This window comes from Maribacter litoralis (assembly GCF_003075045.1).
Taxonomy (GTDB): Bacteria; Bacteroidota; Bacteroidia; order Flavobacteriales; family Flavobacteriaceae; genus Maribacter; species Maribacter litoralis.
In genome coordinates this window covers 1,270,048-1,288,957 of sequence record NZ_QCZD01000001.1, presented here as the reverse complement: position 1 = coordinate 1,288,957, position 18,910 = coordinate 1,270,048, and the positions used below count along the sequence as shown (strand labels likewise).

At 36.9% G+C, this 18,910-nt stretch carries 18 protein-coding genes; 10 read left to right on the top strand and 8 right to left on the bottom strand.

The window, feature by feature from the left end:
* The first annotated feature begins 12 nt into the window (after window positions 1–12).
* The gene (locus DCS95_RS05830; RefSeq protein ID WP_116769840.1) at window positions 13–819 is read left to right on the top strand and encodes a lysophospholipid acyltransferase family protein; all 807 of its coding nucleotides are present in this window, start codon (window positions 13–15) and stop codon (window positions 817–819) included.
* On the opposite strand, the gene DCS95_RS05825 is transcribed toward DCS95_RS05830, so the two are convergent.
* The 3 genes from DCS95_RS05825 to DCS95_RS05815 form a co-directional block, all read right to left on the bottom strand.
* Window positions 816–1,466 carry a hypothetical protein gene (locus DCS95_RS05825; RefSeq protein WP_116769839.1) on the bottom strand — a complete coding sequence of 217 codons (651 nt, stop codon included), beginning with the start codon at window positions 1,464–1,466 and terminating at the stop codon, window positions 816–818. The two genes, DCS95_RS05830 and DCS95_RS05825, sit on opposite strands and share 4 nt — an antisense overlap.
* A 4-nt stretch (window positions 1,467–1,470) precedes the next feature.
* Window positions 1,471–1,965: an RNA polymerase sigma factor gene (locus DCS95_RS05820; RefSeq protein ID WP_058105740.1), complete on the bottom strand. Its 495-nt coding sequence runs from the start codon at window positions 1,963–1,965 to the stop codon at window positions 1,471–1,473.
* Between the two features lie 124 nt (window positions 1,966–2,089).
* Window positions 2,090–3,466, bottom strand: a complete 1,377-nt coding sequence (locus tag DCS95_RS05815) for an amidohydrolase (RefSeq protein WP_425269154.1) — start codon at window positions 3,464–3,466, stop codon at window positions 2,090–2,092.
* 150 nt (window positions 3,467–3,616) lie between these two features.
* Here DCS95_RS05815 and DCS95_RS05810 point away from each other — a divergent pair, with 150 nt between their 5' ends.
* Complete coding sequence (locus DCS95_RS05810; RefSeq protein ID WP_116769837.1) at window positions 3,617–4,909, top strand: NAD(P)/FAD-dependent oxidoreductase; 1,293 nt, start codon at window positions 3,617–3,619, stop codon at window positions 4,907–4,909.
* Between the two features lie 63 nt (window positions 4,910–4,972).
* Here the strand turns inward: DCS95_RS05810 and xerD are convergent, their stop codons facing one another.
* Complete coding sequence (gene xerD / locus DCS95_RS05805) at window positions 4,973–5,875, bottom strand: site-specific tyrosine recombinase XerD (protein WP_116769836.1); 903 nt, start codon at window positions 5,873–5,875, stop codon at window positions 4,973–4,975.
* A 193-nt stretch (window positions 5,876–6,068) separates the two neighbouring features.
* Between xerD and DCS95_RS05800 the strand changes: the two genes are divergently transcribed.
* From DCS95_RS05800 to DCS95_RS05785, 4 genes are all read left to right on the top strand, one after another.
* Window positions 6,069–6,530, top strand: coding sequence for a hypothetical protein (locus DCS95_RS05800; protein WP_116769835.1), 462 nt, complete (start codon window positions 6,069–6,071; stop codon window positions 6,528–6,530).
* 197 nt (window positions 6,531–6,727) lie between these two features.
* Complete coding sequence (locus DCS95_RS05795) at window positions 6,728–7,246, top strand: outer membrane beta-barrel protein (protein ID WP_116769834.1); 519 nt, start codon at window positions 6,728–6,730, stop codon at window positions 7,244–7,246.
* A gap of 78 nt (window positions 7,247–7,324) precedes the next feature.
* On the top strand, window positions 7,325–7,741 hold the full coding sequence (gene aroQ / locus DCS95_RS05790) for a type II 3-dehydroquinate dehydratase (protein ID WP_116769833.1): 417 nt from the start codon (window positions 7,325–7,327) through the stop codon (window positions 7,739–7,741).
* Between the two features lie 64 nt (window positions 7,742–7,805).
* Window positions 7,806–8,987 (top strand): PQQ-dependent sugar dehydrogenase, encoded by a 1,182-nt coding sequence (locus DCS95_RS05785; protein WP_116769832.1) that lies wholly within the window; start codon window positions 7,806–7,808, stop codon window positions 8,985–8,987.
* A gap of 2 nt (window positions 8,988–8,989) precedes the next feature.
* On the opposite strand, the gene DCS95_RS05780 is transcribed toward DCS95_RS05785, so the two are convergent.
* The 4 genes from DCS95_RS05780 to DCS95_RS05765 all read right to left on the bottom strand — a co-directional run bounded on the left by DCS95_RS05780 (window position 8,990) and on the right by DCS95_RS05765 (window position 12,107).
* Window positions 8,990–9,277, bottom strand: coding sequence for a DUF3817 domain-containing protein (locus DCS95_RS05780; RefSeq protein WP_116769831.1), 288 nt, complete (start codon window positions 9,275–9,277; stop codon window positions 8,990–8,992).
* 22 nt (window positions 9,278–9,299) lie between these two features.
* The gene (gene lpdA / locus DCS95_RS05775; RefSeq protein WP_116769830.1) at window positions 9,300–10,691 is read right to left on the bottom strand and encodes a dihydrolipoyl dehydrogenase; all 1,392 of its coding nucleotides are present in this window, start codon (window positions 10,689–10,691) and stop codon (window positions 9,300–9,302) included.
* Window positions 10,692–10,891: 200 nt separating this feature from the next.
* Window positions 10,892–11,389 carry a peptide-methionine (R)-S-oxide reductase MsrB gene (gene msrB, locus DCS95_RS05770; RefSeq protein WP_116769829.1) on the bottom strand — a complete coding sequence of 166 codons (498 nt, stop codon included), beginning with the start codon at window positions 11,387–11,389 and terminating at the stop codon, window positions 10,892–10,894.
* A 154-nt stretch (window positions 11,390–11,543) separates the two neighbouring features.
* A complete protein-coding gene (locus DCS95_RS05765; RefSeq protein WP_116769828.1) occupies window positions 11,544–12,107 on the bottom strand; it encodes a collagen-like triple helix repeat-containing protein in 564 nt (187 codons plus the stop codon).
* Between the two features lie 172 nt (window positions 12,108–12,279).
* On the opposite strand from DCS95_RS05765, the gene glgB reads away from it, so the two are divergent.
* The 4 genes from glgB to DCS95_RS05745 all read left to right on the top strand — a co-directional run bounded on the left by glgB (window position 12,280) and on the right by DCS95_RS05745 (window position 18,896).
* Window positions 12,280–14,175, top strand: a complete 1,896-nt coding sequence (glgB, locus tag DCS95_RS05760) for a 1,4-alpha-glucan branching protein GlgB (RefSeq protein ID WP_116769827.1) — start codon at window positions 12,280–12,282, stop codon at window positions 14,173–14,175.
* Between the two features lie 80 nt (window positions 14,176–14,255).
* Window positions 14,256–16,658 carry a glycoside hydrolase family 31 protein gene (locus DCS95_RS05755; protein WP_116769826.1) on the top strand — a complete coding sequence of 801 codons (2,403 nt, stop codon included), beginning with the start codon at window positions 14,256–14,258 and terminating at the stop codon, window positions 16,656–16,658.
* A gap of 37 nt (window positions 16,659–16,695) precedes the next feature.
* Window positions 16,696–17,505, top strand: a complete 810-nt coding sequence (locus tag DCS95_RS05750; RefSeq protein ID WP_116769825.1) for a M48 family metallopeptidase — start codon at window positions 16,696–16,698, stop codon at window positions 17,503–17,505.
* 59 nt (window positions 17,506–17,564) lie between these two features.
* The gene (locus DCS95_RS05745) at window positions 17,565–18,896 is read left to right on the top strand and encodes an MFS transporter (RefSeq protein ID WP_116769824.1); all 1,332 of its coding nucleotides are present in this window, start codon (window positions 17,565–17,567) and stop codon (window positions 18,894–18,896) included.
* Window positions 18,897–18,910: the final 14 nt, after the last annotated feature.

Genomic DNA, 18,910 nt, shown 5'->3' with positions numbered 1-18,910 from the left:
TTTTAGCATTCTATGGGATTATTTGATAAAAACCCTTTTGGGCATAACTTATTCATTAAAAAATGGCTGATTCGTATTTTGGCCGTGCTATCGCATCAACGATATAAGCGCTTCAATACGTTAGAAATAGAGGGGTCTGATGTAATTAGAAGTTTACCCGATAAAAACGTATTGTTCGTTAGTAACCATCAAACATACTTTGCAGATGTAGTAGCAATGTTCCATGTTTTTAATGCAAGTTTAAGTGGTCGTGAAGATTCTATTAAAAACTTGGGGTATATATGGCAGCCAAAGTTGAATATGTATTATGTAGCCGCTGCCGAGACCATGAGAAAAAGTCTTTTGACCAAGATTATGGCCTATGCAGGATCGGTGAGCGTTGAGCGTACTTGGCGATCAGAAGGTAAAGACGTCAAGAGACAAGTTAAAATGAGCGATATTTCTAGTATTGGTAAAGCTCTCAACGACGGATGGGTTATTACTTTTCCACAGGGAACTACCACGCCTTGGAAACCTTTACGTAAAGGTACCGCCCATATCATTAAGAAATATAAACCGGTTGTAGTACCTGTTGTTATTGACGGATTTAGACGTTCTTTTGATAAAAAGGGACTTCGCGTTAAAAAGAAAGGCATATTACAATCTATGGTTATCAAAGAACCATTGGATATAGATTATGAAAATGAATCTACAGAATCCATTATAGAAAAGCTGGAATATGCTATTGAACAGCACCCATCGTTCTTAAAAGTTATCTCTAAGAAAGATTTGTTAGATATTGAAGAAGAGAACAAACAACGTAAATGGAAGCCTTCTTAAATAGTTAGATTACGTAATTCACTGTAATTCTGTTTTAGTTTTCTAAGTAAGAGTCCGTAAAGCAGAAAATAAATTCCGCCCATTATCAAGGTTAAGATAACTCCAAAAATACCTATGGACATCATAATGGTAATTTTCAACTTTTCAGGGGAAATGTTGGCAAGGCTATCTTTTAACTCTGGGAAAGCGTTAACAATGTTATCATTTAGATAGACACCTATTACCATTATAATTATGGTAACCATTATCATGGATAATGAAAAAATAACGTAATACTTAACCGTTTTTCTGGTCTTAATTATTTTCTTCATCAAGTTTTTAGAATTATCCAAAACGGAAATTTCCTTAAATCTTTTATAAAACTGAAAAATAAAATAGAAGGCTATTAAATAGGTGAAGCCAGAAAGTATCACCAAATATTTAGAGACCCCTATATTGTCATAAATTTCCATTCCCTCACGCATTGATGGTAAAAGATATAGTAGGTGCGGAACGGTAAATTCCAATATACTGATAATAAGAATCCACCTAACTATAGAGGAAGATTTCTTCCAAATCATTTTATGTATCTCGTCATAGCTTAGTTTAGGAACATCAAATTCCTTCTTTTGCCAGTCTTTCTTTAATAATTCCAGTTCATCCGTCATACGCCTATGGATTCAAAATGGTTCTTAATTTTGTTTTGATACGGTTCATTTTAACCCGTGCATTTACTTCTGAAATACCCAATGTTTCAGAAATTTCGGTATAATTTTTATCTTCTAGATATAAAAATACCAAAGCCTTGTCAACATCATTTAATTGCTTTACTGCTTTGTACATCAGTTTTAATTGCAATTCTTCGGTTTCGTCATATTCGTCGGCCTTAATTTTAAAAATTACAGATTCATAGTCGGCCGTATCAATTCTTCTTTTTTGTTTTCTATATAACGTAATAGCAGTGTTCAATGCTACCCGATACATCCAAGTACTAAATTTTGCATCGCCTCTAAACTTAGGGTATGCTTTCCATAATTGAATAGTAATTTCTTGAAACAAGTCGTTGTGAGAATCGCGGTCATTTGTATACAGGGTACACACTTTATGGACAATGTTTTGATTGTCCTGTAGCTCGGTCACAAATTTGTGTTCAAGTTCTTTATTCACTCTTGGTTGGCTGTTCTTACGATGTTAGTCTACAAAAAGTTCTATTTGTTACAATATACCTTATAAAGACATAAAAAAAGTGCCATGTTATACCATGGCACCTTTAAATCTATGAAATAAAAAATTATTTTCTATAATCAAGAGCAGGAGCTCTATCGCCTAAAAGCGGAATATACTCAAAATCTGCACCTCTCTTTTCAATGAACTCTTCTTTTGCTGTTTCAACCAGTTTTTTATCCTTGAATAGGTCTATTGCGGTTTTCGTTAGGGTTTTTGCAGCGACCATCATCCCTTTTCTACCAATGGAAGTTCCACCTGCGGCAACCGCTTGCCAGCTATGGGCAGGTGTGCCAGGAACCCACGTAGCTGTACCAAAACCTACTGTAGGTACCGTAAAGCTAACATCGCCAACATCCGTAGAACCGTAAGCTCTAGCTTCAGTTTTATAAGGCTGAATATCTTTTGCAGTTGCCAAGTCGGCTTTTTCTTGACCTAAAGTAACCGCAATTTTGTCTGCAAATGCTTTTTCTTCATCGGTATATTCAATACCGCCGACTTCAGAAAGGTTATCGTGCATTAATTTTTGTAGTGTTAGGTTGGGTAACAATTCATGGGTGCCACCGATCATCTCATAATCCATAGTAGTGCCTGTGCCCAAAGCTGCACCTTCTGCCGCTTTTACCATTCTGTCAAAAATATCGATAACAACATCACGTCGGTTATGACGTGCATAGTAGTATACCTCTGCAAAATCGGGAACTACGTTGGGTGCTTTTCCACCGGCCGTAATTACGTAGTGAATTCTTGCCTCTTGCGGTATGTGCTCGCGCATCATATTGATCATTAGATTCATAGCTTCTACTCCGTCTAAAGCTGAACGTCCTTTCTCGGGAGAACCGGCTGCATGGGCAGAAATGCCGTAGAATCTAAATTTTGCCGATTTGTTGGCCAAGGCAGCACCTGCGCTGGCCGCATTTTGAGACCCAGGGTGCCAGTGGAGCGCTATATCGACATCATTGAACAGACCCTCGCGAACCATATACACTTTGCCCGATCCACCTTCTTCGGCCGGTGTGCCATAAAATCGAATGGTACCTTTTGACTTGTTGGCCTCTAACCATTCTTTTGTTGAAATTGCTGCCGCTGTAGAGGCAGTACCAAATAAGTGATGCCCACATGCATGACCAGCAGCTGCTCCGGCAGATTCTTTCTCGGCGACTGCTTTTTGAGATAAACCCGGTAAAGCATCATACTCGCCCAAAATGGCAATAACGGGGCTGCCGCTGCCGTATTCCGCTACAAAAGCAGTTGGTATACCTGCAACTCCGGTTTTAATTGTAAACCCTGCATTTTTTAAAGTTTGTTGTAACAGCGATGAGCTCTTTTCTTCTTGGTATCCCATTTCTGCGAATTCCCAAATATTTTGAGCTATATTTCCATATTCGTCACTTTTTTGCTCTAATTTTTTAAGAATATCTTTTTCGCTCTTTTGAGCATTCATCGATAAAACTGAAGTACCTAGTACTGCCAGTAAAATAAGGGTTTTACGCATATTGGTTTTTGTTTGAGTTAGAGTTTAAAGATACTAAAAACACATTATTATTTTAAAGTAGAAATCCATTTGTTTAATTTTGTGATTAAGTAAAATACTATGAACATACCACTCTCGAGCTATCCTAGAATTGTAATTATAGGTGGTGGTTTTGGCGGAGTTTCTCTAGCTAAAAAACTAAGTAAACAAGAAGTACAAGTTGTACTTATAGATAAGAACAATTACCATACCTTTCAACCTCTTTTATATCAGGTGTCTACAGGCGGTTTAGAGCCCGATTCTATTGCTTACCCACTGCGTAAAGTGTTAATCGGGTATGATAATTTTTATTTTCGTCTGGCGGAAGTAAAGCATATAGATGCTGCAAGTAAAAAGGTGAATACTTCTATTGGTGATATTACTTACGATTATCTTGTGGTAGCAACGGGATCAGAAACTAATTTCTTTGGTAATGCAGAGATCGAGAAGCATGCCGTCGCAATGAAATCGATACCGCAATCATTGAATCTTCGTAGTCTAATCTTAGAAAATTTTGAACAAGCGTTGCTTACCGATGTTTATCATGAGCGAGATGCTTTAATGAATTTTGTAATTGTAGGAGGCGGACCAACAGGTGTGGAGCTTGCAGGTGCCTTGGCTGAAATTAAGAAAGGTATTTTACCAAAAGACTACCCAGATTTAGATACGAGGAGAGCCCAAATTAATTTGGTACAGGGTGGCGATTGTTTATTGCCCGGTTTTAGTCCGCAGGCATCAAAAAAAGCAGAAGACTTTTTAGAGAAGCTGGGAGTTCAGGTTTGGAAAGGCGTTCGTGTAACCGGTTATAATGGAAAAACGGTAAGTACTCTGACCGATTTAAAATTCGATTCTGCCGCAGTAGTATGGGCTGCAGGTGTAAAAGGAGCAGGTATTAAAGGATTGGATGGTGAAGGTGTTATTGCAGGTGGTAACAGGGTTAATGTCAACGAGTTCAATCAAGTTATTGGGCATCCAGAGATATTTGCTATTGGCGATATAGCTTGCATGGCAACCGAAGATAATCCTCGTGGGCATCCTATGGTAGCGCAACCAGCCATTCAACAGGGGAAATTATTGGGCGAAAATTTAGTTAGGCTAATTGATAATAAGCCATTGAAACCTTTTGTATATAATGATAAAGGCAGCATGGCCACTATTGGTCGTAATAAAGCAGTTTGCGATATAAAGAAATTTAGGTTTCAAGGTGTGTTTGCCTGGTTTGTTTGGATGTTCGTACACTTGTTTTTCCTTATAGGTTTCAGAAATAGAATGGTCGTTTTTATTAATTGGGTTTATAATTATATCAGGTTTGATCGTGAGGCACGATTGATTATTCGCCCGTATAATAGAGATTACAGTCAGTTTAAAGATTAGATTGTTATTAACCAATATTCTGAAATTATAATGACGCCGACTATGTAACGGAGTAAAGTATTTTTAATGATTTGTTCTAGGGTGATACGTATTCATAACCTCTGCTAAGTGCGAACGGTCTACATGCATATAAATTTCTGTAGTAGTGATACTCTCGTGACCCAGCATTTGCTGTATAGCTCTAAGATCGGCACCGTTTTCAAGTAAATGTGTAGCAAAGGAATGTCTAAAGGTATGCGGACTAATATTTTTTTGTAAACCGATGGAGACCGCTAAATTCTTTACAATAGTAAATATCATTGCTCTGGTAAGTTGTTTGCCACGTCGGTTAAGAAAAAGGATATCTTGAAAACCTTCTTGAATATTTAAATGTACCCTAATTTCGTTTCTATAAATATCAATGTATTTTTTGTTTACCTTGCTTATGGGTACAAATCTTTGTTTATCTCCCTTACCGGTAACTTTAATAAAATCTTCCTCAAAAAATAGGTCAGATATTTTTAAGCCTATAAGTTCAGAAACTCTTAGGCCGCAACCATATAATGTCTCTAGCATCGCTCTGTTTCTTTCTCCTTCAGGTGTGCTTAGGTCAATTGCATTTATTAAATTATCTATTTCAGTTTCAGAAAGGGTATCGGGTAGTTTACGTCCTATTTTTGGCGATTCGATTAAATCTAACGGATTGTCTTTTCGGTAGTCCTCAAAAATTAAATAGCCAAAAAAACTTTTTAAACCAGATATGATTCGTGCCTGTGATCTGGGGTTGACCACTTTGGCAATCTCATATATAAATTGTTGAACTGTAAGTTTATCTATTTTAATAGGGGAAGTGTTGATGTCGTTCGACTCTAGAAACGACATAAGTTTTTCAATATCCCTAGTATAACTTAAAATCGAATTTTTAGATAGTCCACGTTCCAGTTTAAGGTAAGTCGTGTAATCTTTCAGGGCATGTTTCCAATTCATTGCTTAAAGATAAAGAATACATTAATTCTGTAGTGAATATTGTATAAATGGTAGAAATACTGGTTTTTTGGTAGATGAATTTATTTGTTAAATTTCTACTTTTACAGTGTTAAACTTAAACATGGGCGAATAGTCAAATGTCCAATTAAAACAATCAATCTTTTATTAAATCAAGTACATTAAAAACAACAAAATGAAAAAACTATTATTTTTAGTAGCAGCGGTATTTTTAGGTTCAAACATTTCTAATGCGCAATCAGATTACACATTTGCAGCTGGTTTGGGCTTAGATTTATTTTCGGGGGCAACCTTGGTTGGTCCAAGTGCTAAGTACTTCTTTGCGGAAGAGCATGCAGGTCAGGCAGAAGTTATGTTTGAAACGGGGTTGACAACAATAACTGCGCTTTATGAGTATCATGGTGCTTTTTCTGGCGCAGATGGTTTGCAGTGGTTTGCCGGTGGGGGCCCGTCAATTTTATTCATTAGGGATTTTAGTACTGAAATAGCCTTAAGACCCGTAGTTGGTTTAGATTACAAAATTAATGATGTACCATTGGCGTTTTCTTTTGATTGGAGACCGTTCATAGGTCTTGGTGATATTCTTGGAAATGAAGTAGGTGCTTTTGGTATCGGTGTTAGGTATGTAATTGAGTAAAAACTTTAATGTTTGAATATTAAAAAGGGAAGCTGTGCTTCCCTTTTTTTGTGCGTTAGTAGATGGTTTCTGTTTATTTGAGATTTATGAAACCTTTCTAAAAGTACCATGTACAACTATTTTACGGGTATTCACAACAAAGATGCCTTTTAGCTTGGTCTTACCTTTATTTTTGGGATGAATAAACCAACCAACCTATGAACAAATTAGTTACATTTTTAATAGTGTCATTTTTTTCAATCGGAATTTTTGCTCAAGAAGGGTTCAAATTCGGTATACAGGCAGGCTTGCCAATAGATGATTATAATGAAGCGGTAAGTGTTGTGCTCGGTGCAGATTTCTCATATATGTATCCGTTAGGTGAAGTTGTAGATATAGGTCCTGCGGTAGGTTATATTCACGGTTTTGCCGAAACATTTCAAACTACAATTGTAAGGGAAGAACAACAAGCTGTACAATTTATGCCCTTATCGGCAGGTGTTCGTTTTTGGACATCAAATTATTTTTCTTTTGGCGGTAATGTTGGTTATGCCGTTGGTATTAATGATGGTAACGAAGGTGGATTATATTATAGACCTACACTTGCCTATTTAATGAGTTCTAGTGTTGAGGTAAATGTGTCTTACACAGGTATAGATATCGATGAAACTACTTGGTCTACTTTTACGTTGGGCATCGTTTTCAATTTTGAACCTAAATATAGAACGCGTCGTTAATCGCGCTATTGAATTAAGCATTTATACACTTATGTAATTTCTTATTAATTGTTAAGTAACATTCGTTATTTTTGATATATGAAAATTATCATAATTAACGGTCCTAACTTAAATCTTTTGGGTAAGAGAGAACCAGAGGTATACGGTTCTCAAACCTTTGAAGACTACTTTTCAAAACTACAGTTCAAGTTTAAAGATGTTGAATTGGAGTATTTTCAATCTAACATAGAAGGTGAGCTTATTTCTAAAATTCAGGAAACCGGTTTTAGTTATGATGGTATTGTGCTTAATGCTGCAGCATACACCCACACTTCGGTAGGTATTGGTGATGCGGTAAAAGCAGTAGAAACTCCCGTAATAGAGGTTCATATTTCTAATACCCATAAACGGGAGGAGTTTAGGCATGTTTCTTACATATCTCCTGCAGCTAGTGGTATAATTTTAGGCTTCGGTTTAAAAAGTTATGACTTGGCCATTGAAAGTTTTTTATTTTAACTCAATAAAATTTTTAACATCTAGTTTTTATCCATTTTCGTAAATAACAACAAAACACGTTGTTATGAAAAGAATTGCATTTTTAGTATTGGGTATTGCTTCGTTACTATATATTTCTTGTAGCGATGAAGATGATTTAGCACTGACTCCAAACCCAAATGCACCTATCGATTCCGTGGGTGTAGTGACGGTTACCAATGCTTTTTCAAATTTAGGTTTTTCCAACCCTTTAGATCTACAGTCTCCAAGTGATACTAGCAACAGACTTTTTGTAGTTGAAAAAGATGGTGTTATTAAAGTATTCAATAATGATGCTGATGTTGAAGAGGTAACAACTTTTTTGGATATTTCAAATAAAACTGCAACAGCAAGTGAATTAGGGTTGTTGGGTTTGGCTTTTCATCCTGATTACAACACCAACGGTTTTTTATATGTCACCTATACGCCAAGTGAACAATTGGCAGTGGTGTCTCGCTTTAAAGTTTCTGAAACCGATGTTAATATGGTCGATACATCTAGTGAAACTGTTTTATTGGAAATTCCGCAGCCTGCAACCAATCATAATGGTGGACAGTTGGCTTTTGGTCCGGATGGTTATTTATACATAGCATCTGGTGATGGAGGTGGCTCTGGTGACCCCGACGGTAATGCACAGAATTTAGAAAATCTTTTGGGTAAAATACTACGAATAGATGTTAATACGACCAATGCCGGATTGAACTATGCTATTCCTACAGATAATCCGTTTGTAGACGTTGATAATGCCAGAGGAGAAATTTATGCCTACGGATTAAGAAACCCATGGAGATTTAGTTTTGATACATCTACCAATACTATTTGGGCTGGTGACGTTGGTCAAGGAGAGAAAGAAGAAATTAATCTTATCGAAAAAGGAGGAAACTACGGTTGGAATATTCTTGAAGGGACATCATGCTACCTTGAAGAAGATTGTGATACTACGAATACAATTGCACCCCTTTATGAATATGGGCATGAAGAAAATGATAGGTCTGTTACCGGCGGTTATGTGTATAGGGGAAACAACTTACTGTCATTACAAGGCTTGTATGTGTATGGAGATTTTGTCTCAGGCAGAATCTGGGCTTTAGATGATAGCGGTAACAATACATTGATTATAGATACCGATTTAGCTATTTCATCATTTGGTATCGATGCTGATAATGAGTTGTATATATGTTCTTTTGATGGTAATATTTATCAGCTAACAACTGAAATAGAAGAATAAACTTAAGCGTTATCTTCGGATCTTAAATATTTTTCTTCAACGTAGAATGTTGCAAAGGGTAGAAGTGAGGCTATACCGAAAATAAAAACTTTTTTAAATGACCATTTGTGGGTAAAGCCAACTATAAGCGTAAGTGCTATAAAGGCGATAAAAAGTACTCCGTGAGCGAAGCCAACGTATTTATTGGGTTCTGGTATTTCTGCCCAATATTTTAATGGCATGGTTACCCCGAACAACGCCAAATAGGAGATTCCTTCTAAAATTGCCGTTGCTCGAAATAATTTTAACATGCTATATATTATTTAATCTAAATTATAAATGAATAACCTCATCATAAGCTGCTGCAACTGCTTCCATAACAGCTTCACTCATGGTTGGGTGTGGGTGTATTGCTTTTAATACTTCATGACCTGTAGTTTCCAATTTACGACCAAGAACGGCTTCAGCGATCATATCTGTTACACCTGCACCGATCATATGGCAACCTAACCACTCACCGTACTTGGCATCAAATATTACCTTTACGAATCCGTCAGATGCACCCGATGCTTTTGCCTTGCCACTTGCTGAGAAAGGAAATTTACCGACTTTAATGTCAAAACCTTGTTCTTTGGCCTGCTTTTCGGTCAAACCAACAGAGGCAACCTCAGGAGAGCAATAGGTACAACCAGGTATATTTCCATAATCCAATGGCTCAACATGCATATCCGCTAATTTTTCAACACACAAAATACCTTCTGCAGATGCAACGTGTGCAAGTGCAGGTCCTGGTGTAACATCACCAATGGCATAGTATCCAGGTATATTGGTTTGGTAATAATCATTTACCAAAATTTTATCACGGTCAGTTGCGATACCAACATCTTCCAATCCTATATTTTCTATATTAGTTTTAATACCTACGGCAGAAAGAACGATATCGGCTTCAAGAACTTTTTCTCCTTTAGCCGTTTTAACGGTAGCCTTAACGCCATCTCCAGAAGTATCAACCGAAGTAACTTCTGCAGAGGTCATTACCTTAACACCTGCTTTTTTGAAACTTCTTTCCAATTGTTTAGATACGTCTTCATCTTCAACGGGTACAATATTTGGCAGGTATTCAACAACGGTAACCTCGGTTCCCATTGAGTTGTAGAAATAAGCAAACTCAATACCGATAGCACCACTACCAACCACGATCATTTTCTTTGGTTGTTTGTCCAAGGTCATGGCCTCTCTATACCCGATAATTTTCTTGCCATCTTGTGGTAAACTAGGTAACTCACGACTTCTAGCACCTGTTGCAATGATAATATTGCTAGCGCTGTATTCAGTTGTAGAACCATCTTCGGCTTTTACGGAAACTTTCTTTCCGGCCTTTAGAGTACCGTAACCTTTTATAACTTCAATTTTGTTCTTCTTCATTAAGAATTGAACACCTTTGCTCATTCCGTCGGCAACACCACGGCTTCTTTTTACCACAGCATCAAAATCCTTATCAGCACCTTTCACTTTTAAACCGTAATCTTCTGCATGTTGCAAGTATTGGAATACCTGTGCAGATTTCAATAAGGCTTTAGTAGGTATACAACCCCAATTTAAGCAAACGCCCCCTAGACTTTCTTTTTCTATAATGGCAGTCTTAAAACCTAATTGTGCAGCCCTAATAGCGGTAACATATCCACCTGGACCACTACCTAAAACGATAATATCGAAAGTGCTCATATTTTGATTTTTTGTAGTTTTAATTGAGGTGCAAAAATACAAAACCTTTATCAAATTATTTGTAGGTTTTTAAAATATGACCTTTAATCTGAAATTGTGATATTTTACTAAGGTAGCTTTAGTATTTAGTATAAGGGTTTTAGAAACATAAAAGAGGTCTAAAAGACCTCTTTTATTTGTGAAACGTTACTTGGTAATAGTTATCCGGCAGGTACAAAATCTAAAGCAACACCATTTATACAATGACGTAAACCTGTAGGATCTGGTCCGTCTTCAAAAACATGACCTAAATGGCCGCCACAAGTAGCACAATGTTCTTCTGTTCTTTTGTATCCAATTTTGTAATCTACATCATAAGCAACATTGCCTTTGATCTCTTCGTAAAAACTTGGCCATCCGGTACCTGAATCAAACTTTGTATAACTTTTAAATAACGGGGTTGCGCAAGCGGCACAAACATACGTTCCTTCTTCTTTATTCTTTAAAAGGTCACTGGTAAAAGGGTTTTCTGTGGCCGCTTCACGAAGCACGTAATATTCGGCATCGCTCAATTCTTTTTTCCATTCGCTGTTACTTTTTTGAACGGGAAATTCTTTTTTTTCTTTACTTATCTCGGTAGTGCTCATCTCTTTCTTTTGAGAATTACCCTTGCAGCTTACAAATAGTATTAAAAGTGCCAATGCAAAATTTAGTTTCATATTATTTTTTTTAGTTCTGTCGATGATTTTAAGTATTCCTTTCAAAGTATGCTATTTACGAGACTTTTTGGGTTAAGGTTTTAATAAAGTACAAAAAAAGCCTCTGATTTTAAAATCAAAGGCTTTTGCTTAAATAGGTCAATTCTTAAGGGTGTTATTCTATTGTGACTTTCTCAATATTTTCTTCGCTTACGCCTAAATGTGCCATTACGGAATTAATGTTAGAAGTATCTAATTTGCCAGTGGTAGATTCAGCTGGTAATACGGCAATTCTAAATACTTGGTCATCTGTATCTCCGGGCTGTAAGGTAGATAGGTCAAAATCTGACTCTAAAAATATACTTACGTCAAAAAATGTATAATCATAATTATATTGAAGTAGCCCTTGGTCTAAAATTCTGGTTTGAGGCATCAATCTCCAAATATCCACAGGTTCACCATTGCTATCTTCGGTTTCTTCCCAGAGCATATATACTAGTACCACATCGGTCTCAAAAACTTCTATAGTCTGAGGAAATTCATAAAAGATAGAGTAATCATTATCTAAGTTGAAAGTTCCTTGTATATCAACTACTTGTCCTAATATATTAATTCCATCTTCTCCGTCTGCACCATCCGCCCCATCGAAACCGTCAAATCCTTGAGGTCCTTGTGGTCCTTCACAAGAGATAAAAAAAAGAGTTGCAAGTGCTCCTAGAAATAAATTTAATTTTTTCATAATGTTATAATTTTTGGTTTGAGTTTTTATTTTGAATTGTTATTTCAAAAAGCGTTCCATTTTTGGTATTTAAATATTTAAATCGGATATTAACTGCTATATTTTCAACAAAAAAGAAATGAAGTCGACCGTCTTTAAAAGATGATTAGCTTTACCCAAATAAACACGCTATATGCCAAACGTACAAGTTCACTCATTATTTACAGATTTTGATATCAATCTTTTTAAGGGAGGGAAGCATTATCGACTGTATGATAAGCTTGGTTCACATATTGTAGAAGTTGACGGTGAAAAAGGAACTTATTTTGCTGTTTGGGCACCTTCGGCAAAAGCAGTGTCGGTCGTTGGTAATTTTAATATGTGGAATGCAGAAGAGCATCGATTAAACGTGCGCTGGGATTCTAGCGGAATTTGGGAAGGTTTTATTCCCAATATTGGAAAAGGCGAGATTTACAAATACAAAATACAGTCTAGCAACAATGATATTTGGACAGAAAAAGCAGACCCTTTTGCTAGATTTTGTGAGCACCCACCAAATACGGCCTCTATTATTTGGACAGCTGAACATGATTGGAAAGATGATGCTTGGATGGGCTACAGAAAGGATAAAAACGGTTTGGATAAACCCTATTCCGTATATGAAGTTCATTTAGGATCTTGGAAAAAAAGTGCCGATAATAAATTTTTGACCTATAAGGAATTTGCAAAAGACCTGGTGGAATATGTAAAGGAAATGGGGTTTACCCATGTGGAGTTCATGCCGGTTATGGAATACCCTTATGACCCATCTTGGGGCTATCAGCTAACAGGTTATTTTGCGCCAACATCTAGATTTGGCTCACCAGAAGAATTTAAAATGTTGATAGATACCTTTCATCAAAATGATATTGGTGTAATTTTAGATTGGGTGCCATCACATTTTCCCGAAGATGCACATGGTCTAGGTTTTTTTGATGGTTCTCACTTATATGAACATCCAGACAGAAGAAAAGGATATCATACCGATTGGAAAAGCTTGATCTTTAACTATGGTAGAAATGAGGTTAGGGCTTTTTTGATAAGTAATGCCTTGTTTTGGTTGGATCAATTTCATGTAGATGGTCTACGCGTAGATGCTGTTGCTTCTATGTTATATTTAGATTATTCGAGAGAAGAAGGCGAATGGGAGCCAAACATTTATGGCAACAACGAGAATTTAGAGGCAATGTCTTTTATTCGTGAGTTAAATGAAGCTGTTTATACCTCTTTTGAAGGTGTGCAGACTATTGCTGAAGAATCTACGGCATTTACGGGAGTGTCAAAACCCGTTGCACATGGTGGTTTGGGTTTTGGTATGAAATGGATGATGGGCTGGATGCATGATACCTTGCAGTTTTTTAAAAAGGAGCCTATTTATAGAAAGCACCATCAAAATGATCTTACTTTTAGTATGACCTATGCTTTTACCGAAAATTTTATGCTTCCTTTTTCTCATGATGAGGTAGTTTATGGTAAGCAGTCTTTGGTCTATAGAATGCCGGGAGATGAGTGGCAGAAATTCGCTAATTTAAGATTGTTATTTGGTTATATGTTTACCCACCCAGGTACAAACTTAATGTTTATGGGAGGTGAATTTGGCCAGACCTCAGAATGGAATTTTCAGCAAAGTTTAGATTGGCATTTATTGCAGTACGATGTTCATAAGGGTGTACAAGATTTTGTGAAGGATTTAAATCATTTATATAAGAATTCACCAGGGTTGTACGAAAAGCAATTTAGTCCAGAAGGTTTTCAATGGATAGATTACGGTGATCATGAAAACTCTGTATTAACCTATGTGCGTAAGGGGCATGATGAAGAGAACGATTTGGTAATTGCATGTAATTTTACCCCTGTGCCACGTGAAAATTATAGAATAGGAAATCCTAAAAAGGGGAAATTAAAAGAAATTTTAAACAGTGATCATACCAAGTATGGTGGCGGTGGTAATTTAAATGAGAAGATAGCTTCTTCTACCAAACCAGCGCACGGTCATAAAAAGTCTATCGTAATAACGATACCACCTTTAGGAATCGTCATTTTGAAATAAACATAGTAAGTTGTCGTTTAATTAAATCCAATTGTAAGAATTTCTGATTTACCGACTGTTTAGCTAATAATTTAGAATTCATGATAACAAATACAGAGCTTGAATATAAAGGCAATTTATATCCAAACCACATCGTTGAATTTGCACAGGATACTGATAAGTTCTACTTCACAACAGATAACGGCGTAGTATTACAAATAACAATTCTAAGAGGTAGTATCATACGTTTTAGGTATGCTACCAATTATAATTTTGAACCAGACTTTTCTTATGCCATAGACCCTGAAGCAACTATGGGCTACAGTAAACTAGAAGTAGTTGAGAATGATACGGAATATATTATTTCAACGGCACGGTTAAATGTATTGGTCGATAAGAAAACGCTTCGTACCCAAATTTCTGATTTAGACGGTACTATTATCAATGAAGATGAATTAGGGTTTCACTGGGAGGAAAACTATGAGTATGGTGGTAATACGGTAAAGATGAGTAAGATTACTCAATCGGGCGAAAGTTTTTACGGTATGGGCGATAAGGCCATGCATAGCAATTTAAAAGGCAAGAGAGTAGAAAATTGGGTAACAGATCAATTTGCCTATGCAAAAGAGCAGGATCCCTTGTATAAGGCCATTCCCTTTTATGTTGGGTTAAATAAAGGTATAGCCTACGGTATATATTTTGACAATAGTTTTAAAACAGGTTTCGATTTCTCTCAAGAACGTAGAAATATTACCAGTTTTTGGGCAGAGGGCGGCGAAATGAATTATTATTTCATTTTTGGTCCAGATATGCCCAAGGTTGTAAGTTCATATTCTAGCCTTACCGGTACGCCAGAATTGCCACCTATGTGGGCATTAGGCTTTCATCAATCTAAATGGAGTTATTATCCAGAAAGTAACGTAAAGGAAATTGCCAGCGAATTTAGAAAATTGCAAATTCCTTGTGATGCTATTTATTTGGATATAGATTACATGGATGGGTTTAGATGTTTTACCTGGGATAAAAATCATTTTCCCGATCCAAAACGAATGATTCAAGAGCTTGAGGAAGACGGTTTCAAGACCGTGGTAATGATTGATCCGGGTATTAAGGTTGATCGAGACTATTGGATATACAATGAAGCGCTTGAGAACGGTTATTTCTGTAAAAGAGGAGATGGTCCATTAATGCACGGTAAGGTATGGCCGGGAGAATGTAATTTTCCGGATTTTACAAACCCCAAAGTACGCGAATGGTGGGCAGAATTATATAAAGAATTCATGTCAGACTTAGGAGTGCACGCAGTTTGGAACGATATGAACGAACCTGCCGTTATGGAGGTGCCATCCAAAACAGCTCCTTTAGATACTAGACATAATTATGATGGTCACCCATGTACCCACAGAAAGGCCCACAATGTGTATGGAATGCAAATGGTAAGGGCAACTTATGAAGGAGTTAAAAAGTATGTGTACCCCAAAAGACCATTTGTAATTACAAGAGCTGCGTTTTCAGGTACGCAGAGATATTCTTCAACGTGGACGGGAGATAACGTTGCCACATGGGAGCATTTATGGATCGCCAATGTACAAGTGCAGCGTATGTGCTTAAGCGGTTATTCTTTTGTAGGCTCAGATATAGGTGGATTTGCCGAGCAGCCCGATGGCGAATTATTTGCGAGATGGGTACAGTTGGGTATTTTTCATCCCTTTTGTAGAGTACATTCTAGTGGTGATCATGGAGATCAAGAACCTTGGTCGTTCGGTTCTGAAATTACGGATATCGTTCGAAAATTTGTAGAACTGCGTTATCAATTATTACCTTATCTATATACAATGTTCTACAAGTATACCAAAGAGAACATACCAATGGTACAGTCTTTGGTCTTTTTTGATCAAGAGGATAATCAAACTCATTTTAGAACCGATGAGTTTATTTTTGGCGATAAAATATTAGTCTGCCCAATACAAGAGCCTAATGCACAAGGACGTAGAATGTACGTGCCTAGAGGTGAATGGTACGATTTTTGGACTAATGAGTATGTAGAGGGTGGTAAAGAAAAATGGGTTGCGGCAGCATTGGATATGATTCCAATTTTTGTAAAGGCAGGCTCCATTATACCAAAATATCCTGTACAGCAATATGTGGGCGAGAAGAAAATTGAAGAACTTGTGTTAGATGTCTATTATAAGGAAGGAACTGAAACTTCAGAGGTTTATGAAGATGCCAATAATGGTTATGATTATAAAAAGGGAAGATATTCGTTAAGTAATTATAAGCTGATCGGTAAAGATAATTCCTTGGTCATTCAGTTGTTCAAAGACGGTACTTTTAATACTGAGTATGAAAAAATGAGGCTAAATTTTCACGGTCTTCCGTTTGAAATAGATAGTGTTAAGATAGATAATGAAGAAATACCCCTACACACTGTTAGCAGTAATGAAAGTAATGATTTGCTAATAGACAAAAACTTTACCTTATTGCATTTATCAGGAAAAGAATAACTTTGTAATATTCAACCATTAACTAAAATGAATAAAAATGAAAAAACTAGTATTAATAATATTCGTCTTTTTAGGCGTATCTGCATGCAAGGTTAATCCCTTTACGGGGCAAAAAACTTTGAACTTTTATCCTAATAGTCAGGTGTTTCCATCTGCCTTTGCCCAGTACGATCAATTTCTAACGGAGAATAACGTAGTTACCGGTACGGAAGATGCCCAAATGATAACAAGGGTAGGACAAAGAATATCTTCTGCAGCTGAGCGTTGGTTGACCGCAAATGGTCACCCTGGGTACTTGCAAGATTATGCTTGGGAGTATAATTTGGTAAAAGATGAAACTGTAAATGCTTGGTGTATGCCAGGTGGTAAAATTGTTTTTTATACCGGTATATTGCCAATTACCCAAACTGAAACGGGTGTTGCCGTAGTAATGGGGCATGAGGTGGCACACGCTTTAGCTGATCACGGAGCTCAGCGTATGAGTGCCGGTACACTGCAACAATTGGGTGCTGTAGCCGGTAATGTTGCTATTAAAAACGAACAGACTTTAGGTATTTTCAACCAGGCTTACGGTGTTGGTACGCAATATTTGGGTATGCTTCCATTTAGTAGAAGTCATGAGACAGAAGCGGATAGAATAGGTTTGCAGATTATGGCTATAGCGGGTTATGATCCTTATGAAGCTGCAGAATTATGGAAAAGAATGAAGGCAAATAGTGGTGGTGAGTCGCCACCGGAGTTTATGAGTACGCACCCATCTAATGACACGAGAATTAATAATCTTACGGCATGGGCGCCAGATGCAGCAGCCGAAGCCGCAAAATTTGGGGTAACCAGTTTTAAATAAAGATTTAAGAATATTGTATATTGAAGCCGTTCAGAAATGAACGGCTTTTATTTTTATATATGGGAAAGACACTAGTTTTAAAAGGTAGTAGAAAATTGTTGAATGCTTGGGCCTTTTACGACTGGGCAAATTCCGTTTATAGCTTGGTTATCTCATCTGCCATTTTTCCTATATTTTACGGAGCACTCTTTAGAATTGCAGGTATTGAAAAAGTGACCATCTTTGGAGGGCAAATTGCAAGAGCTCCATTAATTAGTTACACTACATCATTGGCTTTTGTATTTATCGCCATAATAACACCTTTAATTTCAGGAGTTGCAGATTACCTAGGTAATAAAAAGGTGTTCATGAAATTCTTCTGCTATTTAGGCGGTTTTTCTTGTATAGGGCTGTACTGGTTTTCTCTAGAGAATATATACATAGGCTTGGTGTGTTACTTTTTTGGCCTCGTGGGATTTTGGGTAAGTTTTGCCATTAATAACTCATACTTGCCAGATGTTGCATTTCCAAAACAGCAAGATGCTATTAGCGCAAAAGGATTTACACTTGGGTATATTGGTAGTGTTGTTCTTTTGGTGTTTAATTTGGCGATGGTAATGAAGCCGGATTTTTTTGGGATAACCACAGATGAAGCTGGTGCGGCAGAAATAAAAGCGATGAAATATTCGTTTGTAACCGTAGGTATTTGGTGGATCGTTTTTGCACAATACAGTTTCTATTATTTGCCACAGGGTTATAAAAAAGAAGGGGAGCGTACCAATATCGTTTTAAATGGTTTTAGGGAATTAAAACAGGTATGGCATCAGTTGGGCGAGCAGGTTAAACTGAAAAGATATTTAGGTGCATTTTTTGTATATAGCATGGCGGTACAGACCGTAATGTTGATAGCCACTTATTTTGGAGAGGAAGAAATAGCTTGGGGTACCGACTCAGAAAGAACAACAGGGTTGATCATTAGTATTTTGGTTATTCAACTGGTAGCAATATTAGGTGCTACGGTTACGGCAAGGGCATCAGAAAAATTTGGGAACATTAAAACTTTGATCGTTGTAAACGCTCTTTGGGTAGCAATCTGTATTTATGCCTATTTTGTGATTACACCAACCGATTTTTATATTGCGGCAGGTTGTGTAGGCTTGGTTATGGGCGGTATACAAGCATTGTCTAGGTCTACGTATTCTAAGTTTTTACCGAATACTACAGATACCACATCGTTCTTTAGTTTTTACGATGTAGCTGAAAAAATAGGAATTATTATCGGAACCTTTTTATACGGGGCTATTGCTCAAAAAACAGGTAGTATGAGGAGTTCGATAATCTTTTTGGGTGTTTTTTTTCTAATAGGGATGATTTTACTTGTGCGCGTACGAGAATCAAAAAAGCCCCTTTAAAAGAGGCTTGGTTG